Below are 18,453 nucleotides of genomic sequence, written 5' to 3'. Positions count from 1 at the left end.
GTGCCCAGCCCGGGCGGCGGCGCCTCGGCGGACACGACTCCCCCGCGGCCCGCCGCCCGGTTGCGTACCGGGGCGCTGGGTCAGCAGCGCGGGCAGGCGTCGCGGATCACGCGCCAGGTGAAGGTGGTGCCTGCGGTGGCTCCGGCCGCGTCCCTGGCGGTGACGGTGACGGTACGGGTTCCGCTGCCGCGGAGCAGGCCCGTGATCAACCCGGTGGTGGGGTTGATCACGGCGCCCGTCGGCAGGTTGACGGCCGACCAGGTGTACGGGGTCGTGCCGCCGGTGGCGGACATCTGCAGGTGGGCGGCGTCGTACTGAAGGCTGACCTGATTGCCGGGGTTGGCCACGGCCAGGGCTGCGGCCGCCACGCTGTGGGATGCCGGGGCGGCGGCCGTTGTGGCGGCGACGGCCGGGACGACGGGGGCGGCCAGTAAGGCGGTCAGACCGAGGGCCAGTGCTGCCATGCGGCGCGGGGTGCGTGCGCTGCGCGGAATGCGCGGGAGTGTGCTCAATGGAACCTCCGAACTCAGCGGGGCGGCAGCGTTCCGGTACGGGTTCCGGAGACCGCCGATCCCCTGCGTGGGTATGTCCGTTCGAGGTGCTATGGGGCGTCGGAATCATAGGCTGCCGGGAGTTCCGCGTCGACGGCGCCGACGGCCCGGACGGCCGGTGTCGGAGGCCGCTGCTACGGTCCGGGCATGACGCACCGTGACCGCACCTTGCATCTGTTGCGCGCCCGCCCCGACCTCGCCGGCCTGGCCGCGTACCCGTTCGGCTTCGACATCGGGCGCACCGAGCACGTCGAGGAGGTCGAGCTGGCCTCCGGCGCGGCGCTGACGCCGATAGCGGGCACCGACACGGGCGGTACGTATTTCCTGTGCGCGGGCGGCGAGGTGCTGTTCGCCGGTTCCGAAGGCGAGTACGCGCTCTTCGGGGACAGCCTCGACGAGGCGCTGGAGAACATCGTGGGGCTGCCCGGCGGCCTGTGGTGCGAGGAGCTCGATCCGGCGCTGGACGGCCCCGCACTGGCCGCGCTCGTGGCCGCGGCCGACGAGGAGGAGCAGGAGTACTACGAGGGCTCGCTCGCGGCCGACCGCGCGGCGCTGCTCGCCGGGCTCGGGCTGCGGCAGCGGCCGGTCGCCGAGTTGGCGGCGCGGGTCCGCCGGGCCCTGTTGCGCACGGAGCCCGACTTCCTGCTGCTCAACTCGGCCGAGGGCGGGGTGTACCGGCTGCTGCACGAGCTGCCGCGGCCGCCGCTGTGGGAGACGGTGCTCGGTTCCGGCCGGTCGGACCTGGCCCGGATGCGGGCGGACGAGGGCTGCTGGGCGGAGGTCATGGCGGACGACCCGCGCCGGGCGACGGTGACGGGCGCCGCACGGTACGACCGGCGGGCCGCGGATCTGCCGCTGCTGCGCGCGCTGTTGCGGTACGAGGCGGCGAACGGCGGCACCTGGGACTTCCTGCAGGCCTGCGTGCTGGTCGGGGTGCACGGCGAGGCGGCGGACCACGCCCTGGTGGTCTCGCTGCTGGAGGCCGAACCGCACCAGCGCGCAGCGCTGGACGAGCAGGGGTTCCCGCAGTCCGCCGAGGGCTGGGGTGGATGGGCACGGGCGCTGGACGCGGCGGAGTTCGGGGACGACCCCGAGCGGGTTCCCGCCCTGGAGTGGGCGCAACTGGCCGCGTTCCAGGGCCGGGAGCAGCTGGCCCGCGCCACGTTCCTGAGGCTGCTGGACGGCGCCGGGCCCCGTGACGGGCGGCTGTTGGGCGCGCTGGCGTCGGAGCTGGCGGAGCTCGGGGACTTCCGCCACGCCACCAGGGCCCGTCGGCTGTACGCCTCCCTCCAGGACGAGCCGTACGACCGCGGCGCGGCCCTGGCCGACCTCGCCGCGCTGGAGCGGCGCGCGGGGGCGCCGGAGGCGGCCCGCCAGGCCCTGTACCAGGCCGTCTACGTGCTCGACGGCGGCCTCGGCCCGCAGTTCCCGCCGCCGTCCCGGCCGACGGCGGGCTGGCGGCGGGGCGCCCTCGGCGCGACGATCCGGGCGGAGCACGCGGAGCTGGCCCGGGCCGCGGAGACGGCCGGGCTGCCCGCCCTGGCCCGCGAGGTCCGCGCAGCCGCCGCCCTGCTCGGGCCGAGCGCCGACGCCGCGGCAGAAGCCGGCGCGGACGCTGACGCTGACGAGGAACCCGCCGAGCACCGGCGCTACGCCGACTGCCTCCGGGCTCTGGAAGCCGTCGCCGAGGCGGACGAGACCGCCCTGCTCGCCGCCGTGCTGCGCGACCCGGACACGGGGATGGCCGAGAGCGCGGTGTGCCACCATCTGGACCGCCGGGCCTCCGATCTCCTGGCCCGACCCGGCTTCCCGGCCTGGGCCGAGACCATGGCCGAGGTGATCGCGGACCGCGGCTTCCTCACCCGCCGCCTGCGCGAGTGGACGCTGCTCCGGACCCTCGTCCTGGGCGAGCCGTGGGCCGCCGAGGAACTGACCGGCGCGACCGACTGGTTCCAGCGCATGGTCGCGACCACGCAGATCGTGAGCTCACCCGAGGCCCTGGGGCTGCTCGCCGAACGCGGTCGAACCCGCCGCGTTCGAAACGCGGCCGACCGCCGGCTGCGGGACCTGCACCGGACCGACTGACGCGCTGCGCAGGGGCGCCACGGCGGATCAGAGCGGATCAGGTCCGATCACGGCCTCATCGACCGGTGGCGCTCCGCATGGCGGGCCACCCGGGCGCGGTTTCCGCAGGACGGCTTGCACCAGGCCTGACGGCCATGGCTCTGCACGAAGTAGCGTACGCAGCGCGGCGCTTGGCAGGAGCGCAGGTGCGCGCGCTGCGGGCCGGCGAGGAACTCCACCGCGGCCCGGGCCAGTGCGGCGAGCAGCCGCGCGCGGGTACCCGAGGAGGCGTCTTTGCCGTCGGGGCCTCCCACCGGTACGAGCCGGGCGGTGGGGCCCGCCTCCGGCAGCCAGGCCAGACGGGGGACGACGGGGTCGAGCGCGGCGGTGGCGTTCAGGAGGTCCAGCGCCTCGCCGACCGGCATGAGGCGGCCCGCGTCGGCCGGGCTGGGCGGGGCCGGGCTGACCGCGCGCGCGAACAGGGCCCTTACCGCCCGGCGCAGCTCCGCGACCGCCGTGCGCAGCTGTTCGTCGGCGGTGGCGCCGTGGGGGTCCAGGAGCTCGGCCGCCTCCATCTCCGCGAGCCAGTGGGCGAGCCCGTCGACCGTTTCGAGGTCGTCGGCGACGCCGCCCTCACCGTCGTGGCGGATGGTGCTCGCCAACTCCAGGGCCGGCCACCGCTCCATGGTCTGCCGCCTTTCCGCTCCCGCTCCGGTGCACGCGGGCACCGTCTTGCCCCCATCTGCGGAATCAGTCTATGGTCGGCAGCGCTAACGGTAAAGACGGAGTAACCATTAGGGGGAATCGTGACTCTGCTGCTCGCCCAGATCAGCGACCTGCACCTGGACGGAACCGACAGGTCCACCGAACGGGCCGCCCGGGTGATGGACCACCTGAAGTCCCTGCGCCGCCCCGTGGACGCCCTCCTCGTCACCGGCGACATCGCGGACCACGGCACCGAGGCCGAGTACGAGGAGGCCGCGCGCCTCCTTCAGGCCCCCTTCCCGGTACTGGCCTGCCCCGGCAACCACGACAGCCGGCCCGCGTACCGCAAGGCGCTGCTCGGCGAGGCGCCCGCGCAGGGTCCGGTGAACCGGGTGCACCTGATCGGCACCACGGCGGTACTCATGATCGACAGCACGGTCCCCGGCGAGGACCACGGCTTCCTCGACGACGAGACCGCCGCCTGGATCGACTCCACGCTCACCTCGCTCCCCGACGGCGACCCCGCACTGCTGGCCTTCCACCAGCCGCCCGTGGATCTCCACCACCCGCTGCCCGACTCCTTCCGCCTGCGGAACCCCGAGCGCCTGGCGGTGCTGCTCAGCGCGCACCCGCGGGTGGCGGCCGTCATCACCGGCCATGCGCACACCGCCGCGTCCACCACCTTCGCCGGACGCCCGCTGATCGTCGGCCCGGCCGTCACCTGGACCCTGCGGCTGCCCTGGGAGGGCGAGCAGGCCGCCGACCGGGGACAGCCCCCGGCCCTCGCGTTCCACGTGCTCGCCGACGACCACCGCCTGACCACGCACTTCCGTGTGATCCCGTGAACGCGGCGGGGGTGAGCCCCTACGCCGCGGCCGGATTCCTGGCGGCACTGCTGCCGCTGACCGCCACGCCCGGGGCCAGCCTGGCGCTGCTGATCCGGCACGTCGGGGAGCACGGCCGGCTACGGGCGCTCCCCGTGGTCCTCGGCACGGTCACCGGCCTGTACGGGCACGCGGCCCTGGCGATCGCAGGCCTGTCCGCGCTGGTGATGAGCTCCAGCCGGGCCTTCGCGCTGGTGCGGATCGCAGGCGCGGCCTACCTGGTCGGGCTCGGGCTGTGGACCTGGTACACCGCCCCCGGCCGGCCGCGCGCGGGGAGCCCTCCGCCGCGGATCGCCCCCGACTCCCCCTACCTCCAGGCGCTGCTGGCGAACCTGCTCAACCCCAAGGCGGCGTCCATCTACCTCACCCTCGTGCCGCAGTTCCTCGCCCCCGGACGCCCCCTCGGCGGCCAGATCACCGTGCTGGCCACCGCCCACGCCCTCCTGGTCACGGCATGGCTGCTCGCCTGGACCGCGGTCATCAGCCGCACGGCCCGGGTACTGCGCCCCGGCTTCAAGGTGGCCATGGCCAGGGGTACGGCGGTCGTCCTCGTCGCCCTCGGACTGCGCAGCGCGGTGGCCGCCGGCTGACCGGGGGTGCCGGAATTCGCTGCCGTGCCGCAGGGAAGGCGCCCTAATGTGGCGGCGTGACGACTCAGGTGATCATTCTCAACGGTGGTTCCAGCTCGGGGAAGTCCGGGATCGTACGGTGCCTGCAAGCCGTACTGCCCGATCCGTGGCTGGCGTTCGGGTGCGACTCGTTCGTGGACGCCATGCCCGCGAGGATGCAGGCCTCGGACGAGGGGATCGTCTTCGCCGCCGACGGCGGGGTGAGCGTCGGAGCGGAGTTCCGGGCGCTGGAGGCGGCCTGGATGGAAGGCGTCGCGGGGATGGCCCGCGCGGGCGCCGGCGTCATCATCGACGACGTCTTCCTCGGCGCAGCGGCGTCCCAGCAGCGGTGGCGCAAGGCCCTCGGCGACCTGGGCGTGCTGTGGGTCGGCGTCAGGTGCGAGGCCGCGGTCGCCTCGGGCCGTGAGGTCGCGCGGGGAGACCGGGTCCAGGGGATGGCCGCAGCGCAGGCGGAGGCGGTTCACGAGGGGGTGCTCTACGACCTGGAGGTGGACACGACGCACACCGAATCCCTGCTGTGCGCGCGGACGATCGCGGCCCGCGTCCAGACACCCCTAGGGAGTGTCGTCGAAGTGGCGTCGGCCGCCCGAAGGGCGGAGCCGGCGGGGCCTGGTGCGTGCGCTCGCAAGGCGGATGAGGGAATCGACGCGGAGCGTCGGTGACCGACGAAAACGCGGCGAGCGTGCGCACCAGGCCCCGCCGGCCAGACGGGACTTTGACCTAGGTGAGGCGCGGCGTGTCGTCCGTCGAGCCCGTGACCGCGGCGAGGGCTTGGTGGAGGGTGGAGTCGCCCGATGGGCGGTCGTGCCAGCGGGCGCCGATGTGGCCGTCGGGCCGGACGAGCAGCGCTCCGCGCGGGGAGAGGCCGCAGAGGTCGGCGTGCTCGTCGGCCAGGGGCTCGATGCGCAGCGGCCACGGGACAGCGGCCCGCGGCTGCCACCGGGTGGGGTCCGGGGTGAGCAGGGTGAACCATTCGCCGAAGGCGTCGAGTGTGGAGCGGTCGGGCGTGAGCCAGAGGTGTGGCATGCGGTGGCCCGGCTCCGCGGTGGGGACATAGTCCGTGGCTCCGTCGGACGGCTCGGGCGGGGCGCCGCCGTCGGCGAGGACGGCGGCGGACCTGTAGACGGCGCCGAGTACGAGGCCGAGCTGGGCGAAGTACCGGTCCGACCAGGGCAGTTCGACCTGCGCCGGCGCTTCCTCGGCTGTTCGGAGCTGTTCGCGGCGCAGGGTCTGCGCCTGGAGCATGAGCTGGGTGTTGGCCACCGCCTGCCGCAGGGTCCGGTGGGCGACGGGGTGCCGTTCCGTCTCGTAGGTGTCCAACAGGGCCGGTCCGGCCCATCCCTGGACGGCGCCCGCCAGTTTCCAGCACAGGTTGTGCACGTCGGCGATACCGGTGTTCATGCCCAGGCCGCCGGTGATGGGGATCGCGTGCGCGGCATCCCCGGCCAGCAGGATCCGGCCGTGGCCGAGGCGTTCGGCTACGAAGGCGTTCATCACCCAGTGCTGGACCCGCAGCACCTCGGCCCGTACGCGGGCGCCTTCACCGAGGGCGCGCGAGACGATCCCAGGCCAGTCGGCGCGCTCGGTGTCCTCCGGCGTGGGACCGAACCAGGCCCAGCCTCCTTCGGGGTAGAGCGGGAGGAACGACCCGTGCGCGGTGAAGTAGACCCCGGCGGGCTGGTCGGCGCACCAGCTGCCGAGGTCCGCGTCGAACACGACGGTGGTGATGGCAGCCATCGCTCCGGGGCCGGTCGTGCCGATGCCCAGCCGCTGCCGGACGGTGGAGTTCGCGCCGTCGGCGGCGAGTACGTACCGGGCGTGGACACGGCTCTGCACACCGCTTCCGCGGTCGACGAGCAGGGCCACGACGCCCTCGGGGCCTTCGTCCAGGCCGATGAGCTCGACCCCGAACCGCACCGGTGCGTCCGCTGCGCCGAGCAGGGTGGGCTCCAGGCGGTCCTGCGAGGTGACCACGCCGATCACAGGGCTCTCGGGGATCGGCGCGTTGACCCCGACCATGGCCGCCGTGGCGAAGTCGCGGTCGTACAGGGTGTCGCGGAAGCGGATGCGGCCGAACTCCGGCGGGAACGCGTTGGCCGCGATCTCGGCGGCGAGCCCGAGACGGCGGAAGATCTCCATCGAGCGCGCGTTGACCAGCCGGGACCGGGGGAAAGGGGACAGCTCGCGGCGCTTCTCGACCAGCAGGGTCCGCACACCCCAGCGTTCCAGCAGCGCCCGGGCGGTGAGCCCGACCGGGCCACCGCCGACGATCAATACCTCCACCTCGGCGTGTGCCACGGGCATGTCGGGTCCTCCTGCTCTGCGACGGACGGCCGGACGACCACGATAGGCATGTCACCGACCGGAGGGCCGACGCATCGTCAGGCGTCGAGGGTGAGGTCGGAAGTGGGGATCGACTGGCAGGTGAGGACGTCGGTGTCGGGGAGGTCGTCGGGCGGCGTGACGAGGTGGGCGGCGGTTCCCTTCAGGACGGTGCAGGCACAGCTTTCGCACTGGCCGAGGCGGCAGCCGCTGGGCATGGCGATGCCCGCGGCCTCGCCGAGTGCCAGGAGCGGCCCGCCGTCCTTGCGCCAGGTGGCCGTTCTTCCCGTACGGGCGAAGGTGACGGTGAAGGCGGCGTCCGCGGGGACGGACACGGCGCGCGGGACGGGACGGAACTTCTCGCTGAAGACTTCGAAACGCGGGACTCCCCGGGCCCTGAGGCCTCCGGTGAGGGCGTCGAGCATGGGCTGCGGCCCGCACAGGTAGAAGCGGGCACGGCGGTCGATGAGTCCGGGGTCGATGTCGTCCACGCCGATGCGGCCCGTGCGGTCGTGGTCGCGGCCGAGCCGGTCACCCGGAGAAGGGGCGGTGTAGTGGTCCACGATCCGAAGGACCGGGATACGGGCGGCCAGCTCGCGCAGGCGGCCTCGGAAGGGGTGCTCGGCGGAGTTGCCGTTTCCGTGGTGCAGGACGACCTCGGGGACGGTGCCGCCGGTGGCCGCGAGGGTCTCCAGGTAGCTGAGGAAGGGGGTGATGCCGATGCCACCGGCGAGGAGGACCACGGGGTGGTCGGTGTGGGTGGGGATACGGAACACGCCTGCGGGTGCCGAGAGGTGGAGGCGGTCGCCGGTCTGCAGCCGTTCGTGGACACCTGTGGAGAAGGCGCCGCCGGGGACGTGGCGTACGGCGAGTTCGTAGGCGGTGCGGCCGCTCTGCACGGCGGGGCCGGTGAGGGAGTAGCTGCGGCCCGCCGCCGGGTCCTGGAGCGTGCCGTCGGGGTGTTCGGCCCGGAGGGTGAGGTGCTGGCCGGGAAGGTGGTCGGGCAGGGCGCCGCCGTCGCAGGGCTCCAGTCGCAGGCCGCGGACCCCGGGGCTCACGTCGGTGAGGGCGGTGACGGTGAAGGCGCGGGTGCCGGTCCAGGAGCCGTCGGCGGGCGCGGGGCGGATCTGGCACACGGAGGAGCGCAGCGGCGCCGAGCCGCTGAGCGGATCGGTGCTGCTGTGGTCGACGAGCCGGTTGAAGTTGCTGCCGGTGGGGCCGGTCGGGTCGGCTCCGGGCAGGGCGAGGTCGGGGGCGTCCTGCCACCAGCCGTACTCGCCGACGACGACCGAAGGGTGCAGGGAGTCGTCGAAGCGGGCGCGCAGGCGGATGGAGCCGAGGCGGGTGGTGAGTTCGACCCACTGGCCCTCGCCGATCCCGCGGGCGGCCGCCGCCCGGGGGTGCAGGTCCACCGAGGGGTCGGCGGCGCGGCGGCGCAGTGAGGTCAGCGAGCGCTGCTGGCTGTGGACGAAGTAGCCGTGCTTGGCGCAGGTCAGCACGAGCGGGTACACCGCGTCGGTGGGGGCGGGGTCGTGGTGTTCGGGCACCGGCGGGTAGCCGTGGTCCAGCAGCCGCTCCGAGTAGAGCTCGACGCGCCGGGTGGGGGTGCCGAAGCCGGTCACCGCGGCTCCGGCTCCGCCGTCGGATGCGGGCGCCGCAGCGGGTGCGGCGTACTTGCGGTGGGCGAGCGGGCGGGGCACCCGTACCCCGCCGGGCCGGTCGCGCAGCGAGCGGACGGTCAGGCCGAGGGGTTCGAGCTGCCAGTTCCAGGCCGCTTCGATGTCCCCGCCGAAGAACTCCTCGCCCAGGCCCAGGCGGCAGGCGAGGTCGAAGACGAACTCGGTGTCGCTCCGGGACTCCCCCTGCGGTTCGACCATTCGGGGCCGGAGCTGGACGTGTTCCTGGGCGCGGTGGTCGATCTCGAAGCCGAAGCGCAGGGCCTCGTGCTCGTAGGCGCTGTTGACCGGCAGGACGATGTCGGCGCTGGCGCTGGTCGGGTTGTGGAACAGGTCGAGGTGGACCTGGAAGTCGAGCTGTCGCAGGGCGCGGGCGGTGCGGTCGGAGTCGGGCTGCGCGACGACGAGGTTGGAACCGAAGCCGATCAGGGCGCTGACCCGGTACGGGTGGCCCGTCTCGATGGCCGTGCACAGGTCGCCGGCGTTGATGTACCCGGAGGCGGGCGGGCCCAGGGGGTGCTTGTCGAGGCCGAGGGCCTTGGCGCGCTGTTCGGGGGCGAGCTGGGCGGAGGAACTGGCCGGGTTGAAGGGCGGGGCGGGGGCGACGTGGTTGCCGCCGGGGCTGTCGTAGGAGCCGGTCAGGGCGTAGAGGGTGGCCAGGGCGCGTTCGGTCTGGGTGGCGTTCGCGCTCTGTCCGACGCCGGTCCAGCCGTAGTACGTGACCGACGGCGCGGCGGCGATCTCCGCCGCCAGGGCGCGGATCTCGCGTTCGGGGATCCAGGTCGTTTCCGCCACGCGGGCGGGCGGCCAGGCGGCGCAGGCTTCGGCGTACCGCTCGAAGGCGGGCGCGCACGCCACGAGGGAGCCGTCCCGGAGGGTGACCTGTCGGGTGCCGCGCAGCGCGAACCGCTCCGGGCGGCGAGCGGCGCGCGTCGTGTCGTGGGCCTCGGCCCGGCCGGTCTCGTCGTCGAAGACGGCGAAGGCATCGGCGGTGGTGTCGGCGGTGGCGGCTGAGCCCCCGGAGCCGTCGTCTTCGGCGGGCAGTTCGTCGGCGCGCAGGAAGCGTCCGGTGTCGGTGCGCACCAGCAGGGGCCCGTTGGTCCAGGCCCGCACGAACGCCTCGTCGTAGCCGCCGGTCTCGATCAGCAGGTGGGCGAGTCCCAGCGCGAGCGCGGCATCGGTGCCGGGCCTCACCCGCAGCCAGTGATCGGCCCGCAGGGCGCTGGTGGAACGGCGCGGGTCCACGACGGCCAGCTTCGTGCCGTTCGCCTGGGCCTCGGACAGCGCGGCGGACTGGGCCAGCCAGGTCTTGGCCGGGTTGAAGCCCCACAGCAGTGCGAGCCCGGCGTGCGCGTAGTCGGGCGGCGGGATGGGCGATCCGAAGGTGAAGGCGTGCGCGAAGTCCTTGTGCCAGTTGCAGATCTCGGCGCTGTACACGGTGTTCGGGCTGCCGAAGCGGCGTACGAAGCGCTCGATCCACTCGGTGGCGTCCGAGACCATCGTCCCCGAGGGCGTGGCCACGCCGAAGGCGACGGCCTCGGGCCCTTGCTCCTCGGAGATCGTCCGGAGCTTGGCGGCGATCTCCGTCATCGCCTCGTCCCACGAGACGGCGACCCAGCCCGGATCGGGGTCCGACTTGGGATTCGTACGGCGCAGCGGGGTGGTCAGGCGCCGGGTGCTGTGCGCGATCTCCGGGGCTGAGCGGCCCTTGGGGCACATCGCCGCCCCGGTGGGGTGGTCGGGGTCGGGCCGCACCCCGGTGAGCCGCCGACCGTCCTCGATGGTGTAGATCGCGCCGCAGCGCGACTTGCAGAGGGTGCAGTACCCGCGCTTCTCCTCGACCGCCATCAGGACCTCCGCTCGCGCGCGGCTCCGTCGCCGCTCCCTCCATTGCACGCCCGTTCCATCGGCCGTCCCACCGCCATCGGTCCCCTTCTTGCAGGTCGGACGTCCCGGCCGTGGCAGGATCCGTGATCATGAGCATGAGCATTGATCGAGCGGATCGGCCCGTGGCCCTGGTCACCGGGTCGACGTCGGGCATCGGGGAGGCCGTCGCGCGCAGGCTCGCCGCGGACGGGGTGCGGGTGGTCGTGCACTCGCGGAGCAGCGTGGAGGCCGGCGAGGCGCTGGCGGCCGAGCTCGGCGGGGCGTACCTGCGGGCGGATCTGGAGGTGGAGGAGGAGGCCCGAGGGCTGGTCCGGGCGGCGCTCGGCCGGTACGGGCGGCTGGACGTGCTGGTGAACAATGCCGGCATCAGCTGGCCGATCCCCCACGACGACCTGGCCGCGGCCACGCCCGCGGACTGGCGCCGGCTGCTGGAGGTCAACCTGATCGCGCCCTGGGTGCTGTGCACGGAGGCACTCCCGGCGCTGCGCCGGTCCCCTGAGGGCGGCAGCATCGTGAACGTCACCAGCCATGCCGGGGTGCGGCCCAAGGGCTCGTCGGTGCCGTACGCGGCGAGCAAGGCCGCTCTGAACCACGTGACACGGCTCCTCGCGGCCGCGCTCGGTCCCGACGTACGGGTCAACGCCCTGGCTCCGGGGCTGGTGGACACGCCGATGACGAAGGACTGGGTACAGGCGCACGAGCTGTGGCGGGACCGCGCGCCCATGCGCCGACCGGCGCAGCCCGCCGACGTGGCCGAACTGGTGGCTTCGGTGATCGCCAGCAGCTACCTCACCGGCGAGGTCATCGTCTTCGACGGCGGGCTGAACCTGACCTGAGGCCCCGCCATCGGAAGAGGGCGGGGCCTGGCCGGCAGTCCTGTGGGGTCCGCTACTTGACGGTGACGGTCCCGGTCAGGATGCGGTGGTCGGAGCAGAGGCCTCCGGGTACGTCGGTGCAGCCGGCGGAGATGCCCAGCGAGTCCGCGCTGTACGGGCCGGCGAGGGCCGACTCACGGACGAAGATCATGTCGATCTTGGCATTCGGCCCACAGGGCGGGGTGTTGGATCCGGAACCCTCGACGGTCCACTCGCCGTACCCGAGGCACTGGCCCTCGTCGTTGTCGTCGAGCTCGCGGTACTCGCCGGTGTTGTTCGGGTTGTTGGCCGTATTCGCGCTCGCCGCGTAGAAGGTGTTCAGCCGGCCGTAGTCCGGCTGGGCGTTGAAGTCACCGGCGATCAGCACCGACTCGCTGCTGTGCGCCTCCAGCTCCGCGTGTACGGCGTTCAGCTGGGCGGTGCTGAAGGCGAGCTCCTTGGTGATGTGCGTGGTGCAAAAACGGGTGCCCGACCCGTCGATGAGCGCCGCGCACAGCATGTTCCGCTTCTCGGCGGTGCCGTCGTCCGGCAGCGCGATCCGGTCGGCGGCGCCCAGCGGCCGCTTGCTGAAGATCGCGTTGCCGTAGGCGCCGTTCTTGCAGATCGCCGGGTTGCCGCCCTGGCGGCTCGGCTCGAAGCGTGCGAAGTTGGTCGCCAGCTGCGGCCACTGCTTGTCGCGCAGCTTCGTGACGAGGTCGTTGTACTGGCTCTCGCAGAGTTCGTTGAAGGCCGCGAAGTCCGCATTGCGGTAGACGATCGAGCCGACCGCCGCGTCGACCATGCCGGTGTCGGTCCGGCCGTCGTGAATGGCGTCCCCGGCGACGTTCCACTGCCAGACGTTGTACGTCTTCGGGGTCACGGTGTCGGCCTGGGCCGTCGTGACGGGCAGCAGCAGCGCGCACAGCGCGCCGGCCAGCGAAAGCTTGTGGCGGAGTTTCATGAGCGGGTTCCCTCCCGAGAGTGTGCCGCCTCGGATCGGGCAGATCACCGGCGGAGATCGTATCGACCGAACCCCGGATTCATCAATTGGAGTTGATATCGGTTCAACTGTGATTAATCCCGCTGCTTCACTTGCCTCACCCGGCCACGGTGTCGCCCTGGCGATGGGCCACCTTCCACTCACCCTCCTCGCGGCGGTACACCTGGGTGGCCCGCAAGGTGTAGGTGCGCGGCTGTCCGTCGACGGAGGCGGAGGTGTGCTCAAGGCCTGCCGTAAAGGCCATGTCACCCACGACGTCGAACGCCCGCAGTTCGAAGACGTACGACGTGCAGTCGGAGAAGCTGTCGCCGAGGCCGGCGAAGAGTGCGTCGATCTCCCGCTGGCCGTTGGCGCTGCGCCATGCCCCGAGGACGCTCACGGGCTCGTTGCGCGACCAGAGCGCCCGGCGGGGGGCCGCGTCGCCGTTGTGGAGCGCCAGTTCTGCTTCGTACAGGGCCGTCTTCACCCACACCAGGAAATCGTCACGGTCGCTCATGCCCTCATGCTGCACCCGCCGTCGCCACGAACACCGGGCGGCGCGCCTGCGCTCCGGGCCCTGGCGGAGCCCGGAGCGCAGGTCTGCCATCGCCTTACGAGCCGGCTCGGTCGTTGTCTTCGCCGTCGCCGCCGCCGAGGAGGGCGCGCAGGTATCCGATCAGATCGTCGAGCGACTCGGTGACACGCGCGGTCCGCAGCTCACCGACCGTTGTGACCTGATAGCGGTGCTCCCCGAGGTGATCGACGACGAACTGCCGGCTTTCGAAGTCCATCGGGTCGACGCGGAGCCGGAGCTCGCCGTGCGTGAACGTCGGGAACAGCGTGCGCAGCCGGTCGTCCGCGTGAATGCGGCTCAACAGGCTCCGGTGGGCGGCATGGAAGTCGGATCCGAGCAGCTGGGACCACTGCTGGGGAGTGACGTCCCCGATTTCGACCGCCCGGGCGAACTCGTCGAGCCGCACGAAGGCGAAGTTCGCTTCGAACTCGTCGAGCGACATCCCGGAGCACCAGGCGGCGACCGCGTCCACGAGCAGCCCCAGCTCACCTGTCGAGCCGGTCGCCCAGGTGAAGCCCGGGGAGTGGATGCCCAGGAGGAACAGCCGCTCCTCGGGCGCGAGGCTGACGGTGACCGTTCCCCTGTCCGTTGCGATCCTGATGCCGTGGAGCGAGGCTGCCACCGGCCCGATGGGCAGGCCTCGCAGGTGCGCCAAGGTACTCATCGCGATCGCGAGGCCGCCTGCCGCGGAGATGTCCGGGTACAGGGGTTGAAGCTGTGGATCCATGCGTTCCCTCATCCGATGCAACTGCAGTGCGAGAAGATTCCGCCGACGACGGGGCCCAAGTCCCCCACCCGCCCCGACAGGTCCGGCATTTCGCCGAGGGGCAGCTGGATCACGCCGCCCGCACCGTCCGGCTCGTACCGGCGGATGGAGTCCCCTGCCCGCTGGCCGTTGCCGGCCTTCACCGCCGCGTCGGCGGCGTACGCGGAGGCGGCGCGGGCCACCTCGGAGGAGGCGCCTGCCCCGTCGACCGCGAGAGCGGTCAGGTTCGCGGCGCGGGCGGCGGAGATCGCGGCCTGAGCCGCCGGGGCGGCACGGCGGGTGGACTCGGCGGCACGGCCGGCGTCGGCCTTCGTCGCCGGACCACCGGACCTCCAGAACGGCGCGGCGGACACCAGCGTCGACGCCTCCCAGCGTGTTCGACCTATGCTGCGGCGCACTGACTCTCCCCCTCTGCCAGCCGGCACTCACCCGGACCGGCGTACATGAGGCCCGGCCGAGCCGGGCATGGGCGGCTCCCGGCCCCCGAGGACCGTATGGGGGAACCCGCCGGATTTCAACCAGCCTTGATCGAAATCAAACTATGATTGATAAGAAGGCTGTAAACGGCTACCGTCTCCCCCCGTACCGCCCGCCGCAAAGGAACCAGCGTGATACACCGCGCCCGCAGAGCCCTCGTCACCGTGGCCGCACTCGTCCTCACCGGACTCGGCGTGGCGACCTATGCCGCCGCTCTGCCCGCCGGCGGTGAAGCGGCGGCGGACACCGTGCCGCCGTACGCCGTCGAGGACTTCTCCCACAGCCTGCAGGCGAAGACCGGCCCCCTGCGGGTGGTCACCTGGAACATCTGCGGAGACGCCGGCGGCGCACGCGGCGACGAAGGCTACTGCCCGCAACGCAACTTCCCGGCGAAGAAGATCCAGGCGCTCACCGATCTCGTCGCGAAGCACGACGCGAACGTGATCATGCTCCAGGAGGCCTGCGGATACACCGCGCACCCCGGGGAGCCCACGGCGAACGAGAAGTTGAGCCACATGTGGCTGCTCGACCAGGTCCTGTCGGACGACTGGCAGCTGATCCACGCCCCGGGCACGCGGGCAGACGGCAACAAGTACTGCCGCCCGGGCTCGGAGCCGGGTCTGGAAGGGCCGTTCCTGGGCGGCGACATCGGCGTCCTGATCGCCGTCAAGGGCGGCTTCGCCCAGAGCCAGACCCAGATCATCGAAAGCCTGCCGCGCGACCTGACCGCGGCGGACTTCGCGCAGTTGCCCGCGGCGGAGAGCGGCGACGTCCTGACTCAAGAGCTGCAGAAGCTGGCGAAACGCAAGAGCCCCGTACTGTGCGTCCGCCCCACCGCGTGGGCCGAGAAGCTGTGCACGACGCACCTGGTTCCGGGCGTGTCAAAGAAGAAGTTCCCCGACATCGTACGAACCCTGCAGACGCAGCTGATCAAGACCGAGCTCGCCACCGACTTCCGCAACGGCATCGTCATCGGCGGTGACCTCAACGCCTCGGCCAAGTCGGCCACGCTCGGCGGCATTTCGGGCGACCTCGACCGCTGCGCCACCGACCCGGCCCTTCACACCCATCAGACCTGGTCCGGCGCCACTCCCAGCACCTACACCCTGGACCACCTGTTCACCGACCGGCGCCCCGGACACCACTTCACCGGCTGCCAGGTGGACCAGACGCTGATGGACATGACGCACCAGACGCCGGACACCCAGCCCACGACCGGCGTCTCGGACCACGCTCCCGTCATCGCGTACTTCTGAGCCGCTCGGACGGGACCTTGCGCGGCCGGGGACCCGCATACTGCTGCGGTGAAGAGCAACCACGTGGTTCTCGACTGCGCCCTGCCCATCGAGGACCGGATCAAGCATCTCGTCGAGCTGTGGATCCGCGACGGCCGCGGCCGCGACCACCTGGTGACGGGCAAGGCCTTCTACGCCGTGTACTGCTGGCACCTGCGCCACCGGACCGATCACGACACGGCTCGGGCCGACTTCGTCGCCGCCTCCTACGCCTCCATCGGCGGCAGAGACGGCTGGGACGCCGCCCTCCGCGAGCGGACCACCTGCGCGGGCTGCGGGGACAGCTATCTGATGGAGAACATCGGGCTGTGCACCGGATGCATGCGGTACACCTGCTACTCCTGCGGCCCGCACGGATCCTGCGCCGCCGAAACCGTCTGACTTCCCGGGCCGGAGCTTGCGTCGGTGTCGTCGGCAGTGTCGATGCCGACCGGGCCTCGGGGAAGCAGCCGGTCCAGCCACGTGGGCAGCCACCAGTTGGCCCGGCCGAGGAGTGTCATGGTCGCCGGTACCAGCACCATGCGTACGACCGTGGCGTCGATGAAGATCGCGGTGGCCAGGCCGAGCCCGAACATTTTGGCGGAGGGGTCGTCGGCGACGGCGAAGGACAGGAAGACCGCCACCATGATGAGGGCGGCCGACGTGATGATCCGGGCGGTGCCGGAGACGCCCTCCACGATCGCCGTGCTGTTGTCACCGGTGCGCACGTACTCCTCACGGACGCGCGCGAGGAGGAACACCTCGTAGTCCATGGACAGGCCGAACAGGATGGCGAAGAGGAACATCGGGATGAACGACACGACCGGAACTGTCGCTTCCAGTCCGATCAGCGCGCCTCCCCAGCCCCATTGGAAGACCGCGACCATGACCCCGTAGGCCGCGCCGATGCTCAGCAGGTTGAGCATCACCGCCTTGAGCGGTACGACGACCGAACGGAAGACCGGCAGCAGGAGAAGGAACGAGAGCGCCAGCACGGCGGCGATGAACACCGGCAGGCGCTGGCTGGTGCGTTGGCCCACGTCGGACAGGCTCGCGGCGGCGCCGCCGACGTGGGCCCTGGCCGGGCCCTCCCCGATCGCCGTGGGCAGCACCTCGGTGCGCAGCCGGGCGATGGTGTCGGCCGTGGCCTTGTCCTGAGGGCTGGTGGTCGGGAACACCACGAGGGTCGCGATGCCGGTGGCCCCATCGATGTGTGTCGGCGCGACGGATGCGATGCCCGGATCCGCCGCGACCGTGGTGACGAGACGGTCCACCACTCCCCGATCGCCGGAGGGGTCCGCGGCGATGACGAGGGGCCCGTTGGTGCCCGGGCCGAACCCCTCGGCGACGAGGTCGTAGGCGCGGCGTTCAGTACGGCTCTGCGGCAATGAGCCGTCGTCGGGCAGGCCGACGCGCAGGCCGAGAACGGGCAGCGCCGCCGTCAGCAGCAGCCCCGCCGCGCCGACCGCGTACGGCACCGGGTGCCGGCTGACGTGGCCGATCCAGCGCCGCCACCCGGCGGCGGAGGCGGCGCCCGCCGCCGGGTCCCGCCGTCGGTCGATTCGGCCCGACCGCCTGGCCCGAAGAGCCCGGACGATCCGGCCGGCCTGGCCCAGCCGCGGGCCGGCCGCGCCGAGGAAGGCCGGCAGTAGCGTCACCGACGCGAGCACCATGGTCAGGACGACGATCGAGACTGCCAGGCCGCCCACCGTCATGAACGGCACGTTCGCGACCGCCATGCCGAGGATCGATACGACGACGGTGCCGCCGGCGAAGACCACGGGCCGCCCCGCCGTGGCCACCGCCCGTCCGGCTGCCTCGTGTGGATCGAGCCCGCGCGCGAGGTACTCCCGGTGTCTGGCGAGCACGAACAGCGCGTAGTCGATGCCCACTCCGAGCCCGACCATGCTGCCCAGGACCGGTGCGAAGGCGGGGACGTCCATCACGCCCGCCAGTACCGTCATCGTGGCAACGCCGACGGTCAGCCCGAAGACCGCCATGCCGATCGGGAGCGCGGCGGCGACGAGCGAACCGAATGCCAGGAACAGGATCGCGGCGGCGGCAAGGAGCCCGATCAACTCGCTTGCGCCGCCGTCGGGGTCGGAGAAGGCGTAGAAGAGGCTCCCGCCCATCTCGATCCGCAGGGGCAGCTCGGCGCGCAGCCGGTCGCCGAGATCGACCAGGGCGTCGAGGTCCTCGGCCGACAGTCGGCTCTGGTCGGGGTACTGCACCCGGACGACCGCGATCCGTCCGTCGGCCGAGACAAGTCCGCCGCGCACGGCGCTGTCCCGGCCTGCGTCGAGTGCCCCCGCCGGGTCGCTCGTGCCGAGCACGTGCGGCAGCCGCTTCACCTCGGTCTGCAGCCGCGTGAGAGCGGTGCGCGCGCTGCCGCCGTCGAAGAAGGTCGCACCGCCGTCGCGGGGGGTGACGACGACCTGGGCGGTCATCCCCTCCTGACCCGTGCCGGCCCGCTCGATCAGTGCCGCGGCCCGTTGGGAGTCCAGTCCCGGAGCGGTCATCGAGTCCGCGGTCCGCCCGCCGAAGGCGAAGGCGGCGAGGACGGCAAGCATGGCGGCGAGCAGCCATGCCGCGATCATCCGCCAGGGATGGCGGGCGGCGCTTGTGCCCAGGCGCAACAGGGCTTTCGAGAGCATCGGGTTCTCCAACCACCTCGTCGGCCGTCCTTGTACGGCCGCCGATGCCGAGGCTCCTCGCCACGGCGCTCTGCGGCATCGGCTCGCGGGCCGCGGATCCATCGGCCTCAAGTCGGAGTGAGGCCCCGTCCTTTCGGCCGATGCGCGGCACTGCGCG

At 72.5% G+C, this 18,453-nt stretch carries 15 protein-coding genes and 1 pseudogene; 7 read left to right on the top strand and 9 right to left on the bottom strand.

The features are described from left to right. Positions 1–80: 80 nt before the first annotated feature. The gene (locus tag ACZ7GJ_RS10330; RefSeq protein WP_470750718.1) at positions 81–464 is read right to left on the bottom strand and encodes an Ig domain-containing protein; all 384 of its coding nucleotides are present in this window, start codon (positions 462–464) and stop codon (positions 81–83) included. Between the two features lie 234 nt (positions 465–698). Between ACZ7GJ_RS10330 and ACZ7GJ_RS10325 the strand changes: the two genes are divergently transcribed. Continuing rightward, complete coding sequence (locus ACZ7GJ_RS10325) at positions 699–2,636, top strand: hypothetical protein (RefSeq protein WP_470750717.1); 1,938 nt, start codon at positions 699–701, stop codon at positions 2,634–2,636. 47 nt (positions 2,637–2,683) lie between these two features. Here the strand turns inward: ACZ7GJ_RS10325 and ACZ7GJ_RS10320 are convergent, their stop codons facing one another. Further along, positions 2,684–3,301, bottom strand: coding sequence for a CGNR zinc finger domain-containing protein (locus ACZ7GJ_RS10320; protein WP_470750716.1), 618 nt, complete (start codon positions 3,299–3,301; stop codon positions 2,684–2,686). Positions 3,302–3,427: 126 nt separating this feature from the next. Here ACZ7GJ_RS10320 and ACZ7GJ_RS10315 point away from each other — a divergent pair, with 126 nt between their 5' ends. From ACZ7GJ_RS10315 to cpt, 3 genes and pseudogenes are all read left to right on the top strand, one after another. Next, positions 3,428–4,165 carry a phosphodiesterase gene (locus ACZ7GJ_RS10315; protein WP_470750796.1) on the top strand — a complete coding sequence of 246 codons (738 nt, stop codon included), beginning with the start codon at positions 3,428–3,430 and terminating at the stop codon, positions 4,163–4,165. Between the two features lie 11 nt (positions 4,166–4,176). Next, positions 4,177–4,794 carry a LysE family translocator gene (locus ACZ7GJ_RS10310; RefSeq protein WP_470750715.1) on the top strand — a complete coding sequence of 206 codons (618 nt, stop codon included), beginning with the start codon at positions 4,177–4,179 and terminating at the stop codon, positions 4,792–4,794. Between the two features lie 56 nt (positions 4,795–4,850). Beyond that, positions 4,851–5,378 (top strand): annotated as a pseudogene (gene cpt, locus ACZ7GJ_RS10305) (chloramphenicol phosphotransferase CPT); the annotation flags it as partial. 175 nt (positions 5,379–5,553) lie between these two features. Here the strand turns inward: cpt and ACZ7GJ_RS10300 are convergent. Together ACZ7GJ_RS10300 and ACZ7GJ_RS10295 are read right to left on the bottom strand one after the other, a co-directional pair. Next, complete coding sequence (locus ACZ7GJ_RS10300; RefSeq protein WP_470750714.1) at positions 5,554–7,137, bottom strand: FAD-dependent monooxygenase; 1,584 nt, start codon at positions 7,135–7,137, stop codon at positions 5,554–5,556. A gap of 77 nt (positions 7,138–7,214) precedes the next feature. Next, positions 7,215–10,679, bottom strand: coding sequence for a molybdopterin-dependent oxidoreductase (locus tag ACZ7GJ_RS10295; protein WP_470750713.1), 3,465 nt, complete (start codon positions 10,677–10,679; stop codon positions 7,215–7,217). Between the two features lie 134 nt (positions 10,680–10,813). Between ACZ7GJ_RS10295 and ACZ7GJ_RS10290 the strand changes: the two genes are divergently transcribed. Next, positions 10,814–11,554, top strand: coding sequence for an SDR family NAD(P)-dependent oxidoreductase (locus ACZ7GJ_RS10290; protein ID WP_470750712.1), 741 nt, complete (start codon positions 10,814–10,816; stop codon positions 11,552–11,554). Between the two features lie 52 nt (positions 11,555–11,606). Here ACZ7GJ_RS10290 and ACZ7GJ_RS10285 read toward each other — a convergent pair whose 3' ends face one another. From ACZ7GJ_RS10285 to ACZ7GJ_RS10270, 4 genes are all read right to left on the bottom strand, one after another. Next, positions 11,607–12,533: an endonuclease/exonuclease/phosphatase family protein gene (locus tag ACZ7GJ_RS10285; RefSeq protein ID WP_470750711.1), complete on the bottom strand. Its 927-nt coding sequence runs from the start codon at positions 12,531–12,533 to the stop codon at positions 11,607–11,609. Positions 12,534–12,669: 136 nt separating this feature from the next. After that, complete coding sequence (locus tag ACZ7GJ_RS10280) at positions 12,670–13,068, bottom strand: nuclear transport factor 2 family protein (protein ID WP_470750710.1); 399 nt, start codon at positions 13,066–13,068, stop codon at positions 12,670–12,672. A 94-nt stretch (positions 13,069–13,162) separates the two neighbouring features. Then, complete coding sequence (locus ACZ7GJ_RS10275) at positions 13,163–13,852, bottom strand: hypothetical protein (protein ID WP_470750709.1); 690 nt, start codon at positions 13,850–13,852, stop codon at positions 13,163–13,165. Positions 13,853–13,860: 8 nt separating this feature from the next. Next, a complete protein-coding gene (locus ACZ7GJ_RS10270) occupies positions 13,861–14,289 on the bottom strand; it encodes a hypothetical protein (protein ID WP_470750708.1) in 429 nt (142 codons plus the stop codon). Positions 14,290–14,499: 210 nt separating this feature from the next. Here ACZ7GJ_RS10270 and ACZ7GJ_RS10265 point away from each other — a divergent pair, with 210 nt between their 5' ends. Both ACZ7GJ_RS10265 and ACZ7GJ_RS10260 read left to right on the top strand, forming a co-directional pair. Beyond that, positions 14,500–15,624 carry an endonuclease/exonuclease/phosphatase family protein gene (locus ACZ7GJ_RS10265; protein WP_470750707.1) on the top strand — a complete coding sequence of 375 codons (1,125 nt, stop codon included), beginning with the start codon at positions 14,500–14,502 and terminating at the stop codon, positions 15,622–15,624. Positions 15,625–15,672: 48 nt separating this feature from the next. After that, positions 15,673–16,044 carry a hypothetical protein gene (locus tag ACZ7GJ_RS10260; protein ID WP_470750706.1) on the top strand — a complete coding sequence of 124 codons (372 nt, stop codon included), beginning with the start codon at positions 15,673–15,675 and terminating at the stop codon, positions 16,042–16,044. Here the strand turns inward: ACZ7GJ_RS10260 and ACZ7GJ_RS10255 are convergent. Next, a complete protein-coding gene (locus ACZ7GJ_RS10255) occupies positions 15,999–18,296 on the bottom strand; it encodes an MMPL family transporter (protein WP_470750705.1) in 2,298 nt (765 codons plus the stop codon). The genes ACZ7GJ_RS10260 and ACZ7GJ_RS10255 overlap by 46 nt on opposite strands. Positions 18,297–18,453: the final 157 nt, after the last annotated feature.

It is taken from the genome of Streptomyces sp. NPDC037242 (assembly GCF_055604165.1).
The sequence above is the reverse complement of the archived record's forward strand: the minus strand, read 5'-3'. Positions and strand labels throughout refer to the sequence as shown.

Excerpts from the sequence above, each read along its gene's own strand:
- ACZ7GJ_RS10325 (WP_470750717.1), top strand. The coding sequence starts at position 699 with ATGACGCACCGTGACCGCACCTTGCATCTGTTGCGCGCCCGCCCCGAC.
- ACZ7GJ_RS10295 (WP_470750713.1), bottom strand. The coding sequence starts at position 10,679 with ATGGCGGTCGAGGAGAAGCGCGGGTACTGCACCCTCTGCAAGTCGCGC.
- ACZ7GJ_RS10285 (WP_470750711.1), bottom strand. The coding sequence starts at position 12,533 with ATGAAACTCCGCCACAAGCTTTCGCTGGCCGGCGCGCTGTGCGCGCTG.
- ACZ7GJ_RS10300 (WP_470750714.1), bottom strand. The coding sequence starts at position 7,137 with ATGCCCGTGGCACACGCCGAGGTGGAGGTATTGATCGTCGGCGGTGGC.
- ACZ7GJ_RS10280 (WP_470750710.1), bottom strand. The coding sequence starts at position 13,068 with ATGAGCGACCGTGACGATTTCCTGGTGTGGGTGAAGACGGCCCTGTAC.
- ACZ7GJ_RS10320 (WP_470750716.1), bottom strand. The coding sequence starts at position 3,301 with ATGGAGCGGTGGCCGGCCCTGGAGTTGGCGAGCACCATCCGCCACGAC.
- ACZ7GJ_RS10275 (WP_470750709.1), bottom strand. The coding sequence starts at position 13,852 with ATGGATCCACAGCTTCAACCCCTGTACCCGGACATCTCCGCGGCAGGC.
- ACZ7GJ_RS10255 (WP_470750705.1), bottom strand. The coding sequence starts at position 18,296 with ATGCTCTCGAAAGCCCTGTTGCGCCTGGGCACAAGCGCCGCCCGCCAT.
- ACZ7GJ_RS10290 (WP_470750712.1), top strand. The coding sequence starts at position 10,814 with ATGAGCATTGATCGAGCGGATCGGCCCGTGGCCCTGGTCACCGGGTCG.
- ACZ7GJ_RS10330 (WP_470750718.1), bottom strand. The coding sequence starts at position 464 with ATGGCAGCACTGGCCCTCGGTCTGACCGCCTTACTGGCCGCCCCCGTC.